Raw genomic sequence first — 19,983 nt, forward strand, 5'->3', positions numbered from 1 at the left:
AGTTGAACCGTAGGGCCGGACCAGAGATAGTCCGTGAAGGACTTCATTCGCGCCGCTATTTTTTCCATTTGATGGTGCAGCCGATGGCGTGGGTCTGCGGCTGGCGCACGGGCCTGCCCGCCGCGATGTCGTCCAAGGCCTCGCGCAGGTAGTGCCGGGCCGCGGCCTCGGGGTTCTGCCAATTGTCGTCTATCTTCCCGGTGTAGGCGAGCGCACGCTCAGCGTCGAAGACAAAGAGCTGGGGGGTGTGCGTGGCGCCGTAGCGCCTGGCCGTCTCCTGGGTCTCGTCCCTGAGGTAGGGGAAATTAAAGCCCCGCTCCTCGGCGCGCCGGACCATCTCCGCAAAGCCGTCCTCCGGGTAGTTGACGGCGTCGTTGGAGTTGATTGCGACGAGGCGCACTCCTTTTAGAGTGTAATCCGCTTGGGCCGCTACCAGCCGCTCCTCGTAGGCCTTGACGTAGGGGCAGTGATTGCATGAGAAGATCACCACGAGGGCCCTTGCCTCCTTGAAGTCGGCCAAGGAGTGAGTCTTGCCGTCAACGCCCTTGAGGGCAAAGTTGGGTGCTTTCTCTCCTAAATTCATGGACGCTTCTTTTTTGGCTTTGAGGAGGGGCCTTGGGCTTTCTTGAGGGCGGCCTTGGGCGCGAGCTGGGCTGCTGGTTTCGCCGTCGGCGCTTGTTTGGCCGCCTCTTTTCCCAGGAAGGACTTGACTCCGGCCGCTATGGCTTGGGCAAGCTCCTTCTGGAAGGAAGGGTCGTTCAATTTCTCTTCCTGCGAGGGGAATATCATGTAGGCCGACTCGACGAGTATGGCCGGCATGGCCGAGAGCCGAGCCACCAAAAGGTTGCCGTAGCGCAGGTTCTCGTCGGGTAGGGGAATCCTCTGCTGGTAGGCGCGGTGGACCTCCCGGGAGAGGCCCAGGCTATGGGGGTGATAGTAGAACACCGAGTATCCCCGGGGCCGGGCGAAGGGGTTCTCGCCGTCGGGGAGCGCGTTGTTGTGGATGCTGACGAATATGTCCCCCTTCTTCTCAACCGCGAGCTTCGGGCGCTCCACGAGGGAGACCTCTTGGTCCGGGGTGTCGCGCGTGAGGACGGGAAGGGCCCCCTCCTCGCGCAGGAGGCGCTCCGCCGCCTTGGCGATGGCGAAATTGACATCCATCTCCCGGCTTCCCATGGGCCCGATGGCGCCCGGTGCCGAGGGCATGTGGCCGGGGTCGAGGATGATGGTTCGGCCCTTGAGGGGATGGGAGGCATCTATGGCCGGAGCCCGACGCAATTCGAGCTTGAGGGCTCCGCCCTCGAAGCTCGCCTGCCAGCCCCAAAGGGTAAAGCGCGGTTCGAGCCGCGCCGTCACGGCCACGGTGGTTTTATCCTCCTGGCTCCAGCGCAGCTCCCTCACCAAGGGATCGGCGGGGTCGTAAACGATCCAGTTGACGTAGCCCACCGTGTTGAAAAGCCGCAAGGTCATCGTGCCGTTCTCCGGAGCTTCCTCGACCTGGAAGGCGACTTTCTCCGTGAGCGACACGCGGATGAAAGTGGATTCTCCGGCAGCACTTGTATTGATGGTTCCCGCGGTAGCCCTGGGCGCAGGCGTGCCCTCGGTCATGAGTTCGAGGTCCTTTGAATCCATCCAGCCTTCCAAAGTCGGGGAAAGGCTGAGCTTGACGTCATTGCCCAGGCGCCCGGCCGTCACCAGGCGAGTGCCCGGCATGGGGAACAGCAGGTAGCCGGATCCTGGGCTTGTCTTGATGACCCCCGAGTTTTTCACCGCCGCGATGGGGGGGGCTTCCGAGGAGAATGAGACCTCGCCCGCGCTTTTGCCCCTTTTCGCGGACCAGCCCGAGCCTATCTCGTACTCGACGGGAGCGGGCTTGAGCGTCTCCCCGGGGGGAGCTAGCCAAGCTCCCTCGTAATTGCCGGGGCCGGCCTCGTTCAGGGGCCGCCAGGGCCGTTTGCCCACTCGGTAGCGGGCCGGGTGCCCGGGGCTGGCGCGCATGCGGGGAGTGATCCAATCTCCTGGTCGCAAGTCGGCATTTGACTTCGGCCATAGGGAAGCCGCGTCTAGAGCCAGCGGCCCCTCCGCCAAGGGAGGAGCCGCCGAGGCAATTTGTATCGTCCGTTGGAAAGTCGTGGCGCCATCTTTCAATGCCAGCGAGCAGGTGAAGGTAAACGTGCCGGGGTGGACGGGCAGCCACGCCAGGAAGGCCCCGTTGGAATGGGGCGCTACCGTGCTGCCGTTGATCTCGAAGCGGGCCTTGGGGTCCGAGACCGAGCCTAGTATGAATTCCCCTTCCATGGGAGAGAGAGTCATCCCTTCGGACGGCCAGACCACGGATATCGGGGCCGTGGAGCGCTCCACCCCGTTGACCGGCGGGGCGGCCTGTGCGGCGGCGGCTAAGGCCAGGAGGATGAACACGTTTTTAAGCCTGCCTAACTTTAGTCAAAGAAGCCCGATAAGTCAAGGCTGGGGCCCAGCGCGGGCTGGGACCAAAGACTCGTCATCGGCGGGCCAAGAGGCCTAAGGCCCGCCGATGGCTAATTGCTAGCATTCGCTCATGAATCCCGCCGGACTTCTTCTCTTTTGCGCGATGTCGGCCCTCTCGCCCGGCCGGTCTTGGTCGGCCGGCCATGAGGCGGTCAGAATATCAGTCCTTTCGGGCGACTCCTGGGCTAGTCCCGTCTTCGAGCGGCCGGCTTCCGCCATTTACGACGGATCGGCCGCGCGGGCGGAGTACGGGGTTTTCTTGGAGAAGGTGGGCTTTCGAGATTACTCGACCGTCGCCGCTGTTTCCGCCAAAGCCCATGGCCCCAACACCGGCCCCGGCAAGGTTCTGCGATTCAACGCCCAGCGCTATCAGGTGTTCAACGCCGCGCGCAAGTATGCGGCGGAGGTCATGGCGGGGCTCGCGGAACAGAAATTCTCCCATCAATCGCTGGAGGCCGCGGCGGAGCTCGCCGCGCGCTGGCTGGACCTGAAGCCCTTGACCCCGCCTTCCTCTTTGCCGCCTTACATAGCCAGTCAAAGCAAGGAGGACATCACGGCTTGGCTTGTCCAAAGCACCATGCAGGACATCAAGCTGCAAACCGACCAGCGGCTGTCGGACACGGTAAAAACCATTTACGCCCCGAAAGAGCTGAAAGGGCATGTGAAGGCCCTCGAAGCCGGGCGCGGGGATGCCGCGTTCGCGGCTCGCGTCGAGGGGGTCCGAGCCCATGTCGAGAGTTTGGTCCTTCCTTTTTACACGGACCCAGAGATGGGCCAGACCCATTACGCGGGCCGGGCCTTGGCCGCGTCCTTGGTGCGCTACGCCAGGCTCAAGGGCAAGCCCGAGGTGGAGGACGATTTGAGCAATAAGCTGCGGACGCGCGGCCTCTACATCGAGAACTTCGTGGGGGACACCTTGCTCCTTCACGATGAGGGAAACCCCGAGAGGCCCGTGCGCATCAAGGTCGCGACAGGCGACTTCCTAAGCGAGCGCGGCGGGGCCGGCAGGGAGGCCGCCGAGATCACCTTCGCGGTGATGCCCGACTGGAGGCTTTGGTGGCGGGCCTGGCGGGAAAGGCTGTTCGGGGGATTGCTCCCGCTTCTCATCAACCCCAAGGTCGAGCCCAAGGTTTCCATGGGAGGGGGCTGGAGGAACGCGGCCGCGCGGTTTGCCCGCCGAACGCGCCTATGGGTTTCGCAGTGGCGGGTTTTCACCCGGGGCTACACGCACCTCGGCATGGCCGTGGTGGAGAAGGCCGATGGGATCGCCATGGCCTGGGCCATGGACATCTACCCCAACAAGGGTCCGGGCGGCATCCGCAAGGTCGGGATCGCGGACCAATTCTCCCCGGGATTTTTCCTGAGGTTCGGATGGAGCACCCGGGGGGCGGACAAGGTCTGGGAGGCCTTCCGAAAACAGCACCGGGAGCGCGGCTATCGCGAATTCGTATACGCTTCCAATGGGGGAAAATGGCCTTCCCTCATCAATCGAGAAGAGTACGAGGCCCTCGCCGCGATTCCCCGCGAGAGGGCCGTAGAGCTCCTAGAGGCCATCAACGCCAATGCGGCCCGGGCCCTGGAAGCCATGCTCATGACCATGGGGGTCAGTTTCGCCTACGGCTTCGACAATACGTTGGGCAAGGCCTACTGCAGCATGGCCATGGCCTTGGCCCATCTCATGGGAAGCCAATTCGACGTGCAGACCTACCGCGACCATTGGCACCCCTTGGCCAGGTTCATGGCCGAGAAGGGGCAGGACATGGTGAGCCGCGCTTTTGCCCCCCTCAGCTTTCACATAGACCCCCAGGTGCGCGCCCACCGCATGGTGGACCACGCTCCCGTTAAAGGCTTCGGGCGCCTGCCCGAGCCCGCCTTTATGCCTGCCTACGTGGAGAGGGACCCGGCGCTCACGCAAGTCCTGGCCCGCTTCTTTTACGGCCGGGCCGCGCCGGAAGGCAAGCCGGACCTGTCCAACTTCATATACGAGGCGATCCATATGGGGCTCGACAACCGCACCGACAAGGGCGCGGTTCATACCGGCTGGAACGCGGGCGCCGCTCGGCGGACCGGCTACTCGGCGGCCCTCGATGCCTTGCTTCGGGATTGATCCTCAGTCCTTGAGGAAGGCACCGAAAAATATCCGGCGCAGGCGGGGCTTGGGCAAAGAATAGTCTGTCAGGATATCTCCCGACTCGATTTCGCTCCGGGGCTTTCTGAATCTCTCCTGGAACGAGGAGCGCAAGGTCTTGCCGGGATTCTGTCGGCTTTCGATGAGCCCGTCTCCACCGGTGTAGATCATGACATGGGTGATTTTCCGGGAGGAAGCGCCGCCGCTCAAGAAAACCAGATCCGCGGGGCGCAGTTCACGCCTTGAAACCGGGGCGCTTTTGAGCTTCTGGTCATGGGCGTCTCTGGGCAGGTCCATCCCGCAGGCCCGGTAGGCGAGGCTCACCAGCCCCGAGCAGTCCACCCCCAGCCCCGGGTCGGCCTGGACGCCCGAGCGGCCTCCCCAGTAGTAATTTGCGCCCAAGAAGAGCTCCGCCGATTTAATGATGCGGGCCCGAACATTCAGTTTCACTGGGAAAGGGGTGGGGCTGAGGTCGGCCGAATCCATCTCGGCAAGACTCCCGTCCAAGAGGCGCACCACGGAGGATTTCCCCGACTGGGAAACCCTCAGCAGCCTGGTGCCCAGAGAGAAAACCACGGTTTTCTCGCCCGTATGGGCCAGGGCCTGCCGCGTCGAGACCACGGCGTTGGGCCCCGGCGCGGGTCCAAAGCGCAGGGAGTCGGCCCGAATCCAGCCGGAATAGCCCCGCCATTTTCCGCCGGCCGAAAAATGGCCCTGTTCCAGGGCCATGACCCGCACCCAATTGCCTTTCACTTCCATGATGGAGGTCTGTTCGCCGTACAGGAGCTGGGAAAGATGCTCCCCTTGCCGGGGACTGGACCATAGGTCCGCGGCGGCGATCCCGACCGAGAGCCTCCGCCCCTTGAGCTCGCGCACCCAGGGGCCCGGCCGGAAGGCGCCCAAGGCCGCGGGTTCCGAATCCGAGACGGTCGCCGCGGCCAGGCGCAAAAGCACGGGTCGGGAGCCCCCCTTGAGAATGAATCGGTAGCGCATGGCGCTCGCGGGACGCTTGAGCTTCAATGTGTCTACGTTCACCCAGCCGAAGCCGCTCTCCTGCCTGTCTGCGGAAAAAAAACGTTCGCCCTCGGCGCGGCCCAGGCTGAACCAGGGGGACCAGTCGCCTCCCGCGCGTACTTGGGCTTGCATCTCAAGGGAGCCCCCTTGGGGGACCACCGCATCCCAGGAGCCCGCCAAATCCCCGAATGGGAAGGGGGCCTCCAAGATCGGGGATTCCAGCAGGGCCTGGGGGCCGCTCGCGGCGAATAGCCCTTCCTCGAATGGGACGGGGCGCAGCCCCTCGGTCTTGGAGCCCGCGACGTCCAAGGGCGTGCGATGGACTAGGCTGTAGCTCATGGCATGGAGGCGATCCGGAGTCCGGAAGGAAAGGAAAAGGCCGAACAACCATAAGGCGGCTGTTCGGCCTTTTCTGGGCAAATCAACTATTTGACGAGCTTGTTGGTGGCTTTGAGCGGCGGGTCGTTGGGCGGGCGCGGGGTGACCTTGGGGTTTCCCTTGAATTGCGTGGTCAGCTCCGCGTTGACCTTGGCCCATTCCGGGTTCTCGTCCACCGAGCCCACGATTGCGCCGATCGGGCACTCCGGCAGGCAGACGCCGCAGTCGATGCAGACCTCCGGGTCTATGATCATGAACTTTTGGCCTTGGTAATCTCCGGGATGGATGCATTCCACGGGGCAGACGTCCACGCAGGCCGCGTAGACCTCGCCCAAACAAGCTTCGCCGATGACGTGCGCCATGAGATTCAGTTCCCCCTTGGAAAAAGTGCTATACTCCAGCCAAATCGTGAGACGAGTTCATCATATCTCTTTTGCAAAAGCGTGTCAACGCGCGCTTTTTTTGATGCTTCTCTCGTCGGCGGCCGCGGCGGCTCCGCCTCCCGCCTCCGAAACATCGCCGGGCGAGGTTTCGGATTTCTTCAAGCGCCTTTCGCGCCTGCGCGGGCGGGGCAGCCTCTCTCTTAACTGGCGCAACGTCGGCCCCCGCAAGCCGGGCTTCGAGACCCAGATACAGAACGAGGTTTATCTCGCCGACATGTACTTCGGGCTCGAGGGGCCGTTCCTCGAGGGCATCCCCGTCCAGGCGGAATGGCACATGCCCACGGCCGGGCGCGGCAGCCCGCAGCTCAACCAGCTCAATTTCCAGTACCGGCGCCTGGACCATGTCATGGTCCAGCTCGGGAAATTCCTGGTGCCCTTCGGGCGCTACAACGAGCTCTACAGGCCGGAGGACTTTCTGGCGGTGACAAGGCCCCTTCTCTACGCCTCGCCCGACAGTCTCGACCTCGTGGTCCGCTTAAATTCCCCGCGTCCTCCCGTGAGCTCGGGCTACACCGACGTGGGCGGCAGGATCAGCTATTATCCCCCGGTTTTCCATCCCCTGATCCCGAGCGAGCTCACCTTCTTCGTGGTGAACGGCCTGGGAGAGTCCAACAACCGGCAAAGGACCTTCCCCAACACGGACAATTTGGGCATTCCCTCCGTTCCTGACAATGGAGTGACGATCGACTTCGGGCATCAAAACAACAACCTGGCCGACAACAACAACTCCAAGTCCTTGGGCGGCCGCGTCGTCTTCGCCTTGGGGGACGTGCGCCTGCCCTGGCCGGTGCCGGAGCGGTCCCTCGATCTGACCGGCATGAGCCTCGGCTTCTCGGGGATGGGGGGGCAGTACGAGCTCGAGGGCACACTCAACTACCAGATGTACGGGGCCGACCTTTCCTTCGACTACAAGGGCTTCAACTTCTCCGGCGAGTACATGTACAGCCAGACCCAGTTCCTTTCGCCCTTGGCGGTCAACGGGGCCATAGCGGCCCCGGTCCAGCAGATACGCGACTTCGAGACCGACTACGGCTATTTCCTCCAGGCCTCATTTCCCTTGATCCGCAAACCCGCGTTGGGCGAGCGCGTGACCGGGGTGCTGGTCTTTAACCAGATATTCCGCCGCGGCCCCATCCTCGACCTCTTCCTCAACCCCGTCATCAACGGGACGACCTATCCCTCGGTCAACGCGATCGGGCCAGCACCCCTCCGGGTCACCCGGCGCCTTGACAAATACACGGCCGCGGTCAACTGGCGCTTAAATGAGCATTTCCAGTTCAAGGTGGAGTACTCCTACTGGACCATGGCCCGGGCCTCGACGCGCTCCGTCACCTCCATAGGCCTTGTGGACATCTACCAAACGGCATTTTCCATCGTGGCGGGATGGTAAAAAGATGAATAAAAACGGCGTTTTCTATTGACAGGGTAAGCCTGGGGCCGTACACTATGACGGACTATGAACCGCTCATCTTCAGGAGGCACTATGGCCAAGCTCTTCTTGAGGCTTCTTCCCATCCTGTTCACCTTGGGCTTCGGCCTGGGGTTTGTCGGGTGCATGGGAGGGGGTGGCTCCTCCGCTCCTCAAAAGGACTGCACTTTGGAGTGCACCAACCCTTCGAGCAAGAATTGCCAAATGTGCAAGCAGGCCAACGAGCAGCAGGCCGGCTCGAGCAATTGCGGTTGACACGGGGGAACCTATGCGCCACTGGATTCTGCGGACGGGAATAGTCGTTCTGGCGGCCTCCTTTTACGGAGCCCTGGCCTGCAGCGGAGGGGACATGGGCGGGAGCATGTGCGGGGGCGGAGGGGGATCGGCCGAGGAGTCCAACGCCAAGCCCGGGGGGAGCTGCCCTCCCTGCCAGCGGTACCACCGGACCGCCAAGGACTCCAACGGCTGCTCCCTGTGCGACGAGGGCGGAAGGAATCAGGGAGCGTCATCCCAGCCGGTGCAGCCTGCCGACAACGGACCCAAGAACCCGCCGCAGGTCATTTCAGGCCAGTAGTAATAGTGCCGGGGATTCAGCGGCTCGTATTCTGCAGGCGCTTCTGCACCTCGGGGTTGCCCAAGGCCTTCTGAAGGTCGGGGTTGCCCTGCATCACGGAGTTCATCACGGCCTTCTCGTCCACCTTGGGCTCCGAGTCCCCGCCTCCCCAGGAGAATAGGCCGGTGGGCAGGCCCAAGGATTGGGCCACGTTGTCGACCAGCTTCTTGACCACCTTGTCCTCGTTGAGGAATTCCGAGGCCGCCGAGATCAACTGTCCGGGGGCGTTCTTGATGGCGTCCCGGGTGAAGGCCTGGACCTCGGGCTTGGTCGCGTATTTCTTGACCATGGCCCCGAAATTCCGCGAGGAGGCCAGGCCGCGCATGAACTTGACCGGGTCGTGGTCTTTCATGTAGTCGTCGTTGAGCTTCTTTAAGTCGGGGTGGCTCATCCAATCCCGCCCGTACTGGGCGATCACCAGGTAGCGCTTGGTGTAGGCCATGGCCAGGCCCCGGATCCTGGATTCGTTGGCCCGGGCCAGCTCCGTGACGGAGGCCGCGGCCTTGCGCGCCGCCGGGGGAGGGGCCTTGAGCCCCAAAGAGAAGCCCGGCATCCCGGTCTTGACCATGCCCAGGCCCGACTGGGCCGGCGTTGCCGAGGCCGACGAGGAGGCCGCGCGACGCGGCGCTTGGGAGGTTTCGGAGATGTCAAAGCCGGTCTTGTCGAGTCCGGCCTGCCTGTTCTGCAGATGCTGGAATATGAGCGCCCCCAGCGCGGAGCCTGCTATGGCCAGGGCCGCCAAGACCCCGGCGCCAAAGCTGCTGCGCGGCTCTTGGGAGGACATGCCGCAAGTATGTCAGGCTTGCTTGCCTCTGTCAAGGGAGCTTCCTTATTTGCTATTTTCATAAGGTGACGTTCGCCACGCAACCGCGCCGGACCGCTTTATACGACGCCCATAAGGCCTTGGGCGCGCGCCTCGTGGATTTCCACGGCTGGGAGCTTCCCATCCAGTACCAGGGCATCCTCAAGGAACACCAGGCCGTGCGCTCCTCGTGCGGCATATTCGACGTTTCCCACATGGGGCAGATCTGGGCCCGCGGCCCGCAGGCCTTGGCGTTCCTCCAAAAGACGAACACCAACGACGTCTCCCGCATCGGTCCGGGCAAGGCCGTGTATTCCCACCTGCCCAATGAGAGGGGCGGGGTCGTGGACGACGTCATCATCTCCTGCCTGGCTCCTGACCGTTACCTCATCGTGGTCAATGCCGCCACGCTGGAGAAGGACTTCCGATGGCTTCAAGCCCAGGCGCAAGGCTTCAAGGTCGAGCTAGAGAACGCGAGCGACCTCTACGGCATGGTCGCGGTCCAGGGGCCCGAGGCCTCCCGCCTCATGGGGCTCGATTTCCCCCAGGTGCAGGATTTGCCGAGGTTCGGGGCCTTGGAGCTTTCCATTTTCGACCAGCCCGGGGTGATCACCCGCACCGGTTATACCGGGGAGGACGGTTTCGAGATCATCGCCCCGGCCGAAATCATTTCCCGGGTCTGGGACGACATGCTGGCCAAGGGGCGCTCCTTCGGGCTTATGCCCTGCGGCCTGGGCGCACGCGACACCTTGCGCTTGGAGGCCGGGTACCTGCTCTACGGCCAGGACATAGACGAGGACCACACCAGTTTCGAGGCGGATTACGGCTGGGTGGTCAAGCTTGAGAAAGGCGATTTCATAGGAAAGCAAGCCCTCCTCATGCATAAGAGAGAAGGGCTCAAAAGGCGCCTTACCGGGATCAAGCTCCTGGAGCCCGGTGTGCCCAGGGCCGGGGCCGAGGTCCTGGTCGAGGGGGAGGTTTGCGGGGCCTTGTGCAGCGCCACCTTCTCTCCGAGCCTCCAGGCCGGGATCGGCGTTGGCTACCTTTCCCGTCCGGATCTGGGGCCTGGAGCCCAAGTGGAGGTCAAGATTCACGGCCGCCAGGTCCCGGCCGAGATCGTGAAGCCCCCTTTTTACAGCCGAGGAACGAAAAATGCCAAAGCCTAAATCCTGCCGTTTCATGAAATCCCACGAGTGGGCCTGCCTCAAGGACGGCAAGGTCCTGGTCGGAATCTCGGACCACGCCCAGAAGGAGATCACGGACGTGGTCTTCGTGGAGTTGCCCAAGGTCGGGCGCCAGGCGCGCCAGGGCGAGGCCGTATGCGTGGTGGAATCGGTGAAGGCGGCCTTCGACATCTACGCACCGGCCTCGGGCCGGATCGCGGCCGTCAACGAGGCCCTGGCCAAGGACCCCGCCTTGATCAATCGCTCGCCCCACGAGGAGGGCTGGCTGTTCCAGATCGAGCCCAGCGCTTCCGCCGAGCTCGAGGCCCTCATGAGCGCGGATCAATACGAGGAATTCTTAAAAACAGACGCCGGGCATGCCAGCCACTAAAACAGCCGTCGAGCCGGGCCTGACTCTCCCGGAGAGCCGCTGCCCCGCGGAGGACTTGTTCCTCTCGCGGCATTTGGGCCCGAGCCCGGAGGAGCAGGGCGAGATGCTCCGCTTCCTGGGCTATCCCAACCTCGAGGCCCTCATCGAGGCCGTGGTCCCGGCCTCCATCCGGCTTAAGAAAGACTTGAGCCTTCCCCAGGCCTTGAGCGAGGCCGAGGCCTTGAAGCGCTTGCGGGAACTCGCCGGCAAAAACAAGATTTTCCGCTCCTATATCGGGATGGGCTACTCCAACTGCGTCACCCCTCCCGTGATCCAGCGCAATATCCTGGAAAATCCCGGCTGGTACACGGCTTACACTCCCTACCAGGCCGAAATATCGCAGGGGCGATTGGAGGCTCTCCTCAATTTCCAGACCATGGTCATGGATTTGACCGGCCTCGCGGTGGCCAACGCCTCTCTTCTCGACGAGGGTACCGCCGCCGCCGAGGCCATGTCTCTGGCCCGCGCGGCCGCCCAGGGATCCTCCAAGCTTTTCTTCGCGGCCGAGGACTGCCATCCGCAGACCCTCGAGGTCGTGCGCACCCGGGCCCGGGCCTTGGGGCTGGAGGTCTGCGTCGGCGACCCCGCGGCCTTCGATTTTTCTAGGAAGCCCTTCGGCGTCCTCCTACAGTATCCCGCGACCGACGGCAGGATACGGGATTATTCCGCCTTGTGCGCCAAGGCCCGCGAGGCCGGGGCTCTCGCCATCGTGGCCGCTGATCTCTTGAGTCTGACGCTCCTCAAGTCCCCGGGAGAACTCGGCGCCGACATCGCGGTGGGAAGCGCCCAGCGCTTCGGCGTGCCGTTGGGCTACGGCGGCCCGCACGCGGCCTATTTCGCGGTGAAGGACGCCTACAAGCGCCAGATGCCGGGACGAGTGGTCGGGGTTTCCAAGGACTCGGCGGGGAGTCCCGCCCTGCGCCTGGCCCTGCAGACGCGAGAGCAGCATATCCGCCGAGAGAAGGCCACGAGCAACATCTGCACGGCCCAGGTGCTCTTGGCCGTCACCGCCAGCATGTACGCGGTCTATCACGGCCCCCGGGGCCTGGAGCGCATCGCGCGGCGCGTGCACGCCCTTGCTGTGCTCCTGGCCGAGGGCTTGAGGCGCCTGGGCCACCGGGTGGGCGAGGAGCCTTTCTTTGACACGGTCGCGGTGCGGCTTGCCGACGAGCCGGCCCGGAAGATCCTGAAGGTGGCCCTGGAACGGGGCATCAACCTTCGCGTCCTTCCCGGAGCCGTCACGATCGCGCTCGACGAGACCGTCTCGGAAAGGGACGTGCGCGAGCTGTGGGGGGTTTTCTCTTTGGGGAAGCCCGTTCCCTTCGCTCCGGAGGATCTCATGCCGGCTCTTCCGGAGGTGATTCCAGCGGGGCTCAAGCGCTCGACGCCTTATCTCGCCCATCCGGTTTTCAACAGCTATCGCTCCGAGACGGAGATGCTGCGCTACTTAAAGCGCCTGGAGGCCAAGGATCTCTCCTTGACCGCCTCGATGATCCCCCTGGGCTCCTGCACCATGAAGCTCAACGCGGCTTCCGAGATGCTTCCCATCACCTGGCCGGAGTTGAACCAACTCCACCCCTTCGCCCCCGCGGACCAGGCCCAGGGTTACCGGGCCTTGTTCAAGGATTTGGAGTCGTGGCTGGCCGAGATCACGGGGTTTGCCGCGGTCTCCCTTCAGCCCAACGCCGGCTCCCAGGGGGAATACGCGGGACTGCTCGTCATCTCCCGCTACCATGAGGCGCGCGGCGAGAGCCGGCGAAAGGTCTGCCTCATTCCCCAGTCGGCCCACGGCACCAACCCGGCCTCGGCCGCCATGGCGGGATTTGCGATCGTGCCCGTGGCCACGAGCCCGCAGGGAGACATAGATCTCTCGGACCTCAAGGCCAAGGCGCGCGAGCACGCGGCGGATTTGGCCGCGCTCATGGTCACCTACCCCTCGACTTTTGGGGTCTTCGAGGAGGGCATCAAGGATATCTGCGAGGTCGTGCACTCCCACGGGGGGCTGGTCTACATGGACGGGGCCAACATGAACGCCCAGGTGGGGCTCTGCCGGCCGGGAGACATAGGCGCGGATGTCTGCCACTTGAATCTTCACAAGACTTTCTGCATCCCCCACGGCGGCGGCGGGCCCGGGATGGGCCCCATCGCCGTGGCCAAGCATCTGTCCGAGTACCTGCCCCGCCATCCTGCGGCACCCGTGGGTGGCGCGCAAGGGATCGGCCCGGTCTCGGCCGCGCCCTGGGGCTCGGCCTCTATCCTCTCCATTTCCTGGTCCTACATCGCCCAGATGGGCCCCGAGGGCCTGCGCCGCGCCTCGGAAATCGCGATCCTGAACGCCAACTACGCGGCCAAGAGGCTCTCCTCGGCTTATCCCGTGCTTTTCAAGGGGCGCTCGGGCCTGGTGGCGCATGAATGCATCCTGGACCTGCGCGCCTTCAAGGCCTCGGCCGATATCCAGGTCGAGGACGTGGCCAAGAGGCTCATGGACTACGGCTTCCATGCCCCCACGGTTTCCTGGCCGATTTCCGGCACTTTCATGGTCGAGCCCACCGAGAGCGAATCCAAGGGAGAGCTCGACCGCTTTTGCGAGGCCCTCTTGTCCATCCGGCGCGAGATCGCCGAGGTCGAGGAGGGCAAGGCCGACCGCGCCGACAACTGCCTCAAGAATTCTCCCCACACCGCCCTCGAGGCGGTCGGCGATTCGTGGCGGCACCCCTATTCGCGGGAAAAGGCCGTTTGCCCGGCCCCCTGGACGCGGCAGCGCAAATTTTGGCCGCCCGTGGGCCGCATCGACGGGGCCTATGGAGACCGCAACTTCATCTGCTCGTGCAATTCGGTGACAGTTACTTAATTCCTTAAAATTTAGGCTTTCCCCCTATGCTTTTAGACGTTTACGAGCAGATGGCCTTGGACGAGGCGATCCTCTCCTTGTCTAGCCCCGAAAGCCTGATCCTGCGCTTTTACCGCTGGAAGGGCCCGGCCGTGACTTTCGGCTATTCCCAGGCTTGGGCCTACGCCCTAAAGGCGGCCGCCGACAAGGGCTTGGGAGCGGCTCTTCTGGCGCGCCGAGCCACGGGGGGAGGGGTGGTCTTTCACGATGGGGACGTGACCTTTTCCCTCTGCTTTGCCTGGGACAGGCTTTGCGCGCCGTGCCTGGTCTACAAGAACATCCATCGCGGGGCCCATCTGGGGCTCAAGGAATACGGCATGGAGGCCTTCCTATGGTCGCCGCGCGGCGGGAAAGCTTCGGCGGACTTGGAGAAACAGTGCTTTACGGGGCCGGAGCCCATGGATTTGGTGGACGCCGAGGGCCGCAAGATATTAGGCGGGGCCTTGAGGCGCCGCCACGGGCGCGGGCTTTACCAGGGGTCGTTGCGTCCCGAGCTCTTGGGCCGGCCGCGCGCGGAGATTGAGGGGGCTTTGGTGCGGGGGCTGGCAAGGCAGTGGGGTATCGAGCCCGGGCAAGAGCTGGAGCCGGCCTGGCTTCTCAAGGGCCGTGAGCTGTCCGGGAAATACCTTTCAATGGAATGGAATCAAAGGAGGTAGCATGAGAGCTTTCGTGCTGTGCAGGCTGTCGCCGGGCAAGGAGCAGAAGGCCATTCAAAATATCCGCGCGGTGCAGGGGGTCAGCGAGGTGTTCGTGACCTTCGGGAGCTGGGACGTGATCCTGAGCGCCGAGGCCGACACCATGGACAAGCTCTGCGGCCTGGTCGTCAGCCGCGTGCGCGGCGTGGACGGGGTCTCGAGCACCGAGACCTTGGTCACCACGAACCTTTAGCTAGGGCATCACCCGCCAGCGGAAGTAGCCCTCGTAGTAGACCTCCGCGAAGGAGAGCTGGCTCTCCTTGTAGTGGGTGTGGAGAACCTGGCAGAGGAGCAGGTAGCCCTTTTCATCCGCGAACCGGCAGCGATGCGCCAAGCGGCAGGAGCTTTCGCGGTAATTGGCGTTCTCGGCCGGAAGCATGGAGTAGGTCCACTCGAAGGCCAGCGATCGGCCCCGGCGCAAGACGGCGACGGGACCCGCTAGCTCTATGGAGTTTCCGGAGTAGTCCGCGCGAGAGGTCTCCAACTGCTGGTGGTAGCGTCCAAGGTCCTGCTCGTCCATGAAGAGCTTGCTGGTGTAGAGCTCCCAGCGTTTCTTCTTCAGGAAGGGGTTGTCGTCCACCCTGAATTCCAGCGCCGGAAGGATGTTTTTGGTGCCGTAATTTTCGAGTCCAAGTTGCTTCCAGATTCCGTTTGGGTTGTAAATCGTCTCCTCTTTGGAGGCGATGGCCGAGAGAATGTAGAGCATCCGGCTACCGTGGAGCCGGGGCTTGCCCGCCCTCTCGAATAGGGCCTTGGCCGACCGGAGGTCGAAATGGTCGAACTCGGACACGGCCTTGGGTGCGGCCTCCGGCGCCTGGGCCCGTGCCGGAATAGTCCCGAGTCCAAGGAAGAGCGTCATCAAAAACGGCAGGGCGGATTTCATCATAGCGCGAATCCCCGGCACAGCCAGCCCCCGATCCAAAGCCCCAGGAGGAGCCCCAAGGCCGTGGCCCAGTAAACGCTCATGAGCCGGGGCGCGGTTTTGGCCTCCGGACTCCGAGTGCGCCGTGCCATCCAGGCGCCCATCGCCAAGCCCCCGGCAAGGGTCGCTATGAATATCAGGGAGATATGCGCGGAGGAGAAGATGTCGGGGACGGGACTTTCATGCCTCAATGCCTCATGGTAGGGAGAGAAGTATTCGCCTGCGAATCTCAGATAGGGCCGGACCATGGCATCAGCCCAGTAGGAATGCAGAAGATAAGTCAAGATCAACCCGGCTATGAACTTGGCGGATTTCATTTCCTGGAATAAGCCTTGCCAGGTTTTTCTGCCTGGCAAGGACGGCCGGGGGAGGCGGAGCCTGGCCGGCCATTCGGCCGCGCCGCGCAAGGAGGCCGGCGCGAGGGTTTTGATGAAATCGGCCCTAGATGCTTCTCCTCCTGAAAAAGCAGCCATGAGATCCTCCACCATGAGCCAGGGCTGGGCGGGCTTAAAGCCGCTCCGGGGCTTGAGCCCCTCGCCCCGGTTCCACATGACGGGAAGGACAGCGAGGCTTTCGCCCCAGCGTTCAAGGTGCTCCCGAACGATCCGGAAGCCGTCCTCCTTGGACTCGATGAAATGGAGCTTGAGCCGCCCGCGGCGCGCCGCGAGCTCGACCTCGGGCTCGAGCCTGATTCCTTTCAAGAAGGAGGGAAGGATCACGGCCGGGGCGGTTTGGCCCCGGGACGCGGCAAGCTTCATGCCGCGATAGTGCCGTTCCACGAAGGCCTGGGCGAAGAGCTCCTGGTCGGCCGCCATGAGCGGGGCCCGGGCCGAGAGCTTCTTGAAGCCGCGCGCGGCGGCCCGGGCCAGGTTGGGCGAAACCGCCGCTCTGGACTGGGCCATAACCGCGGCGGGGACTGAAGTGATTTCATCCTGGAGGGCGGAGTCTATGTTTCCCATGATCCGCTGCAGGGCTCCGGACAAGGCCTGGCTGCGGTGCGTGAGGGACAGGGCGTGCGTTCGCAGCAGGAGCCGGTAGCTCTGTTCCATGTCCTGCCCCTGTTCGGCCTCTATGAAGTCCAGGTAGAACTTGGACAGGCGCCCCAGACCCAGCATCGCCTCCTCGACCTCGTCATTCTCCAGCGCCCCCGGGTTTTGGGCCTCCTGGCACAGCTCGGCGGCGGACTCCGCGAGGTAGGCCTTGGCCCTTTCCTCGGCCAATTCCAATAAGAGCGGGCTCCTGAACAGATTGAATGCCAGGTTTCGCGCCGTGATCCCGAAGTCTTGCTGGAGAACGTAGAGGATCACGTCCATTTTCTTCTGCCTCAGGGCGTCGCCCGTGGGCATGCTCCAAATCGCCTTGAGGATAGGCCCCGCCGGAGAGCGGCCGGGGCCGCGCTTGAGGAAGGCCCGGCGCAGGTCGGTGGCCACCAGGTACGACCGGCCGAGGTTGAGCCGCGCCTGCCTGGTCGCGAAATTGCCGCGATAGGCCCAGCCGGCATGGAGAAAGGCGGGGCGGATGGCCGAGGCCAGAAAAAGGGCGAGGGCCAGCCGAGGTTTCACTTTCATTCGCCGGTTATTACTCGAAGGCCTCGGCGCCTTGGTAGCGTTGTGCCAGGGAATAGCCTTCGTAATATATGTCCGCGAACGTCAAAGCCTCGCCCGTGTAATGGGTGTGTAATATCTTGCACAGGAGGCTTTCCTTCTTATCATCAACGAACCGGCAGCGGTAGCTTTGGCGGCAAGAGGCCTCGGGCTTGTCGCCGTCCGCGGGCTGGGTGTAAGTCCACTCGAAGGCGATGGAGCCGCCCGCGACGCTGATGAGGATTTCCCCGAAGGGAGCGTCCGAGTCGCCGCTCTTCGTTTGCAATACCTTAGTGACATAGCGTCCCAATTGACCGGGGTCAAGTTTATTCGTGTACAGCACCCATCGGGGAGTCAGGCCGAAGGCTTGCAAGGCGATTCTAAATTTTAGGCGCGGAATGATGCTGTTGCTGGAAATGAGCTGACCGGCGTCGTTTCTCCTTTCCATGGGCTGATAGAGCCCTTCGCCATTGTACAAGGCCTTGTTTTTGCGCGCGGCTATTGCCACCAGATAGTACGAGCCCGCCAGATGCTTGGCGTCCGGCTCGGTTCCCTTTGAGAACAATTGACTTGCCATCCCCAGATTAAAGGCGCTCATGTCCATCCGAGGCGCGCCTTGTATGGGCAGAGGAGCGGCTTCGTGGGCCAAGGCCGCTCCGGGAAGGCCCGCTAGAGCCATCAAGGCAAGGGAGCGCAGGGATTTCATTGCAAAAGAAACAGTATCGTCAGAAGAGATACCACCACCATCACGGCGTATATCCAGAGCAGGCGGCTCAAGGGTTTCGGATTTGGATTTCGCAAGGGAAGCAGAAAAATCGAGGCTATAATTCCCACCGCTACGGCGGCACTCGCGGCTAGAACGGCGATCTGAAAGGCATTCCCCGCGTTCCCCGCGGTCAAGGCCCGCAAATCCTGGACGTGATACGGCTCGATGTAGCCGGTGAAAGCCTGGAAGTGGTCGGCCAATAGCCGGGACCAGACGGCGAGGTGCGCGCAAGTCGCGGCGATTCCGAGTGAGAGGGGAATGGGCCAGGAGGTCGGCCATTTCCAGTGGAAGGAGGTCAAATCTTCCAGCCAAGGGCCTTTTTTCCATTGCAGTTTCCATTTAATATTCCATCGTCTTTGGGGAGCGTTTTGGGAGCCTACCGGTAAATGGACGGGCGGGATTCCTCCGGCGTAGGCCCGCATCAACTGCGCCGACATGGCGTAGGGGTTCTCCGGCGCGAAGGGATGGGCGAGTTTGAGTACGGCGCCGTCGTTCAGGGTGGCCGGAAGCACGGCGAGGTTCTCGCCCTGAGAGGCGTGATGCGAGGAGATCGCGGAGAGGGCTTCGTCCTCGTTATCCGCGAAAATCAGAGCGAATCGCCCGCTGTGAACGGCCAGTTCGACTTCGCTGTTTATGCCAAGGGAGGGACCGTTGAGGGAACTGGGAAGGATGACCGCCGGCACGGCCCCCTTGCGCATGGCCGAGAGCATGGAGCCGTAAAACGCTTCGATAAAGGCCTTGGCGAAAACGACCTCGTCCTGGACATCGGGAGGGGTCTTTTTCCTCAGGGATCGGTAGCCCTTGAGGGCCCGGGCCGCGATCTTGGGCGATACCAAAGACTTGGGCCGGGGCCTCAAGAGCGCCGCCAGGCGCGCAAGCCGGCCTTCTTGGGGGGCTAGGGCCAGGACCGTGGTCGGCCGCGACCTTAGCTCATCCTCTACTTGCGTATCGGTGATTTCGGCTGATCTCTCGATATCCTCGATCAGGGGAGCGAGGCCGCTATTAGCTAGGGTTAAAGTCTCTCTGGCTTCGATTTGCAGAGCTTCTCTATACGCTTGAGGGACCAGGCTTTGATACGGCCTTTCCTCGGTCTCGTCCAGGAAATCCAGGTAGAACTTGGACAGACGCCCCAGGGCCAGCGTGGGCTCCGTGATTCCCAGGTCGCCCCATTTGCTTTGGTCCCGCATGATTTCCATCAAATCGCCGGCCAGAAGATTGAGGTACCGCTGGGCCCGGATCTCGGCCACGCGAAAGAGGTTGGGCTCCCGGGAGGCCCTATCTTTGATGTTTTCCCAAGTCACGCCGAAGTCTTCCTGCAGCACGTATAAAATGGCGTCCAATTTCCTCTGCTTGAGCGCGCCCGGTTCCATGGCCAGAATTTGGGTGAGAAGCGGCCCGGCCTGCTTCTCGGCGTCTATCGTGCAGTTCTGGAAGGCGAGCCTCAACTCCCCCAAGAAAATGGGATTGGGATTGATGATGCGCAGGCGGGCCTCGATGGTCTTCATGCTTGTCCAGGCCCAATTCTGGGCGGCGAAGAGGTCCCCGCGGCGGGGCCCCGGCGCAAGGAGGGCGATAATCAGCAAAGCTTTTTTCACAGCTTGTAAATTTTATCGAAATTCGGTCGGCCGCCTTTAGGCCTTTAGGGGAAGGAAACCGCGGGATTTTGGCGCCGCGATAATGGGACCTTTGGCCTAGGTTATCCACAAAAACTCCCCGCGAAGTTCCTGTGGATAACCGTGTCCGCCGCGGCCGGCGCGGCGCATCCAAAGGTTGCCGACAGCGGGAAAATCTGTTAAATTAGGGACATGACGGCTGAGGGAGGGCTGGCGCGGCCCCAGGATAAGCTCGTAATGGTCATTGACGACGATGAGAGCGTGCGGGAGCTCCTGGAGTTCATCGTGGTCAAGGAGGGCTTCAAGGTGTGTTCGGCCTCGGATGGGGAGGAGGGTGTCAACAAGATACAAGAGCTGATCCCGGATCTGGTCATCCTGGACTTGATGCTTCCGCGCTACGGCGGATTCGAGGTTTTGCGCCAACTGCAGACCGGCGCCACGGCCGGGATACCCATCGTCGTCATCACCGGGCGCTACACGGATCGGACCACGGCGGAGATGATCCGGCAGGAGTCGAACGTCATGGATTTTTTGGAGAAGCCCATCAAGCCGCAGGTGCTGGGCGTGACCTTGCACAAAATACTCAAGACCGCCCCGCCGGAGCTGTCAGGCGGCACAGGAAGCTAA

Annotated in this window: 19 protein-coding genes; 10 read left to right on the top strand and 9 right to left on the bottom strand. The window is 63.0% G+C overall.

Translation table 11 applies throughout. The annotated features are described in order from the left end of the window. Window positions 1-55 precede the first annotated feature (55 nt). Both HY921_08615 and HY921_08620 read right to left on the bottom strand, forming a co-directional pair. Window positions 56-583: a thioredoxin family protein gene (locus HY921_08615; protein MBI5630931.1), complete on the bottom strand. Its 528-nt coding sequence runs from the start codon at window positions 581-583 to the stop codon at window positions 56-58. Beyond that, window positions 580-2,418 (bottom strand): N-acetylmuramoyl-L-alanine amidase, encoded by a 1,839-nt coding sequence (locus tag HY921_08620; GenBank protein MBI5630932.1) that lies wholly within the window; start codon window positions 2,416-2,418, stop codon window positions 580-582. Before HY921_08620 ends, HY921_08615 begins: the two co-directional genes overlap by 4 nt. A 139-nt stretch (window positions 2,419-2,557) precedes the next feature. On the opposite strand from HY921_08620, the gene HY921_08625 reads away from it, so the two are divergent. Then, window positions 2,558-4,594 (top strand): hypothetical protein, encoded by a 2,037-nt coding sequence (locus tag HY921_08625; GenBank protein MBI5630933.1) that lies wholly within the window; start codon window positions 2,558-2,560, stop codon window positions 4,592-4,594. A 3-nt stretch (window positions 4,595-4,597) separates the two neighbouring features. Here the strand turns inward: HY921_08625 and HY921_08630 are convergent, their stop codons facing one another. Together HY921_08630 and HY921_08635 are read right to left on the bottom strand one after the other, a co-directional pair. Then, window positions 4,598-5,968, bottom strand: a complete 1,371-nt coding sequence (locus tag HY921_08630; GenBank protein MBI5630934.1) for a C40 family peptidase — start codon at window positions 5,966-5,968, stop codon at window positions 4,598-4,600. A gap of 86 nt (window positions 5,969-6,054) precedes the next feature. Next, window positions 6,055-6,369 carry a ferredoxin family protein gene (locus HY921_08635; GenBank protein MBI5630935.1) on the bottom strand — a complete coding sequence of 105 codons (315 nt, stop codon included), beginning with the start codon at window positions 6,367-6,369 and terminating at the stop codon, window positions 6,055-6,057. A gap of 103 nt (window positions 6,370-6,472) precedes the next feature. Between HY921_08635 and HY921_08640 the strand changes: the two genes are divergently transcribed. The 3 genes from HY921_08640 (at window position 6,473) to HY921_08650 (ending at window position 8,453) form a co-directional block, all read left to right on the top strand. Further along, complete coding sequence (locus tag HY921_08640) at window positions 6,473-7,840, top strand: hypothetical protein (protein MBI5630936.1); 1,368 nt, start codon at window positions 6,473-6,475, stop codon at window positions 7,838-7,840. Window positions 7,841-7,933: 93 nt separating this feature from the next. Next, window positions 7,934-8,134, top strand: coding sequence for a hypothetical protein (locus tag HY921_08645; GenBank protein MBI5630937.1), 201 nt, complete (start codon window positions 7,934-7,936; stop codon window positions 8,132-8,134). 13 nt (window positions 8,135-8,147) lie between these two features. Continuing rightward, complete coding sequence (locus tag HY921_08650) at window positions 8,148-8,453, top strand: hypothetical protein (protein ID MBI5630938.1); 306 nt, start codon at window positions 8,148-8,150, stop codon at window positions 8,451-8,453. Between the two features lie 16 nt (window positions 8,454-8,469). On the opposite strand, the gene HY921_08655 is transcribed toward HY921_08650, so the two are convergent. Next, window positions 8,470-9,276, bottom strand: a complete 807-nt coding sequence (locus HY921_08655; GenBank protein MBI5630939.1) for a hypothetical protein — start codon at window positions 9,274-9,276, stop codon at window positions 8,470-8,472. A gap of 65 nt (window positions 9,277-9,341) precedes the next feature. Here HY921_08655 and gcvT point away from each other — a divergent pair, with 65 nt between their 5' ends. The 5 genes from gcvT to HY921_08680 are packed head-to-tail and all read left to right on the top strand — an operon-like array spanning window position 9,342 to window position 14,665. Then, window positions 9,342-10,460, top strand: coding sequence for a glycine cleavage system aminomethyltransferase GcvT (gene gcvT, locus HY921_08660; GenBank protein MBI5630940.1), 1,119 nt, complete (start codon window positions 9,342-9,344; stop codon window positions 10,458-10,460). Further along, on the top strand, window positions 10,447-10,848 hold the full coding sequence (gcvH, locus tag HY921_08665; protein ID MBI5630941.1) for a glycine cleavage system protein GcvH: 402 nt from the start codon (window positions 10,447-10,449) through the stop codon (window positions 10,846-10,848). The genes gcvT and gcvH overlap by 14 nt, the downstream gene beginning before the upstream one ends. Continuing rightward, window positions 10,835-13,738 carry an aminomethyl-transferring glycine dehydrogenase gene (gene gcvP, locus HY921_08670; GenBank protein ID MBI5630942.1) on the top strand — a complete coding sequence of 968 codons (2,904 nt, stop codon included), beginning with the start codon at window positions 10,835-10,837 and terminating at the stop codon, window positions 13,736-13,738. Before gcvH ends, gcvP begins: the two co-directional genes overlap by 14 nt. Window positions 13,739-13,764: 26 nt before the next feature. After that, window positions 13,765-14,433, top strand: a complete 669-nt coding sequence (locus HY921_08675; GenBank protein ID MBI5630943.1) for a hypothetical protein — start codon at window positions 13,765-13,767, stop codon at window positions 14,431-14,433. Window position 14,434: 1 nt separating this feature from the next. Continuing rightward, on the top strand, window positions 14,435-14,665 hold the full coding sequence (locus tag HY921_08680) for an Lrp/AsnC ligand binding domain-containing protein (protein MBI5630944.1): 231 nt from the start codon (window positions 14,435-14,437) through the stop codon (window positions 14,663-14,665). Here the strand turns inward: HY921_08680 and HY921_08685 are convergent, their stop codons facing one another. Genes HY921_08685 through HY921_08700 form a run of 4 tightly spaced genes read right to left on the bottom strand, consistent with a single transcriptional unit; the run spans window position 14,666 to window position 19,338 of the window. Then, window positions 14,666-15,358, bottom strand: a complete 693-nt coding sequence (locus HY921_08685; protein MBI5630945.1) for a hypothetical protein — start codon at window positions 15,356-15,358, stop codon at window positions 14,666-14,668. Then, window positions 15,355-16,962: a hypothetical protein gene (locus HY921_08690; protein MBI5630946.1), complete on the bottom strand. Its 1,608-nt coding sequence runs from the start codon at window positions 16,960-16,962 to the stop codon at window positions 15,355-15,357. Before HY921_08690 ends, HY921_08685 begins: the two co-directional genes overlap by 4 nt. Window positions 16,963-16,972: 10 nt before the next feature. Next, the gene (locus tag HY921_08695; protein ID MBI5630947.1) at window positions 16,973-17,683 is read right to left on the bottom strand and encodes a hypothetical protein; all 711 of its coding nucleotides are present in this window, start codon (window positions 17,681-17,683) and stop codon (window positions 16,973-16,975) included. Then, window positions 17,680-19,338 (bottom strand): hypothetical protein, encoded by a 1,659-nt coding sequence (locus HY921_08700; protein MBI5630948.1) that lies wholly within the window; start codon window positions 19,336-19,338, stop codon window positions 17,680-17,682. Before HY921_08700 ends, HY921_08695 begins: the two co-directional genes overlap by 4 nt. Window positions 19,339-19,548: 210 nt before the next feature. Here HY921_08700 and HY921_08705 point away from each other — a divergent pair, with 210 nt between their 5' ends. After that, complete coding sequence (locus tag HY921_08705) at window positions 19,549-19,983, top strand: response regulator (protein MBI5630949.1); 435 nt, start codon at window positions 19,549-19,551, stop codon at window positions 19,981-19,983.

It is taken from the genome of Elusimicrobiota bacterium, assembly GCA_016218575.1.
In the GTDB taxonomy this organism is placed as follows: domain Bacteria; phylum Elusimicrobiota; class Elusimicrobia; order UBA1565; family UBA9628; genus JACRDN01.

Coding starts and splice junctions, on each gene's coding strand:
- HY921_08625 (MBI5630933.1), top strand. CDS start 2,558: ATGAATCCCGCCGGACTTCTTCTCTTTTGCGCGATGTCGGCCCTCTCG.
- HY921_08645 (MBI5630937.1), top strand. CDS start 7,934: ATGGCCAAGCTCTTCTTGAGGCTTCTTCCCATCCTGTTCACCTTGGGC.
- gcvH (MBI5630941.1), top strand. CDS start 10,447: ATGCCAAAGCCTAAATCCTGCCGTTTCATGAAATCCCACGAGTGGGCC.
- HY921_08695 (MBI5630947.1), bottom strand. CDS start 17,683: ATGAAATCCCTGCGCTCCCTTGCCTTGATGGCTCTAGCGGGCCTTCCC.
- HY921_08690 (MBI5630946.1), bottom strand. CDS start 16,962: ATGAAAGTGAAACCTCGGCTGGCCCTCGCCCTTTTTCTGGCCTCGGCC.
- gcvP (MBI5630942.1), top strand. CDS start 10,835: ATGCCAGCCACTAAAACAGCCGTCGAGCCGGGCCTGACTCTCCCGGAG.
- HY921_08640 (MBI5630936.1), top strand. CDS start 6,473: ATGCTTCTCTCGTCGGCGGCCGCGGCGGCTCCGCCTCCCGCCTCCGAA.
- HY921_08630 (MBI5630934.1), bottom strand. CDS start 5,968: ATGAGCTACAGCCTAGTCCATCGCACGCCCTTGGACGTCGCGGGCTCC.
- HY921_08635 (MBI5630935.1), bottom strand. CDS start 6,369: ATGGCGCACGTCATCGGCGAAGCTTGTTTGGGCGAGGTCTACGCGGCC.
- HY921_08615 (MBI5630931.1), bottom strand. CDS start 583: ATGAATTTAGGAGAGAAAGCACCCAACTTTGCCCTCAAGGGCGTTGAC.
- HY921_08680 (MBI5630944.1), top strand. CDS start 14,435: ATGAGAGCTTTCGTGCTGTGCAGGCTGTCGCCGGGCAAGGAGCAGAAG.
- HY921_08650 (MBI5630938.1), top strand. CDS start 8,148: ATGCGCCACTGGATTCTGCGGACGGGAATAGTCGTTCTGGCGGCCTCC.
- HY921_08705 (MBI5630949.1), top strand. CDS start 19,549: ATGACGGCTGAGGGAGGGCTGGCGCGGCCCCAGGATAAGCTCGTAATG.
- HY921_08685 (MBI5630945.1), bottom strand. CDS start 15,358: ATGATGAAATCCGCCCTGCCGTTTTTGATGACGCTCTTCCTTGGACTC.
- HY921_08675 (MBI5630943.1), top strand. CDS start 13,765: ATGCTTTTAGACGTTTACGAGCAGATGGCCTTGGACGAGGCGATCCTC.
- HY921_08655 (MBI5630939.1), bottom strand. CDS start 9,276: ATGTCCTCCCAAGAGCCGCGCAGCAGCTTTGGCGCCGGGGTCTTGGCG.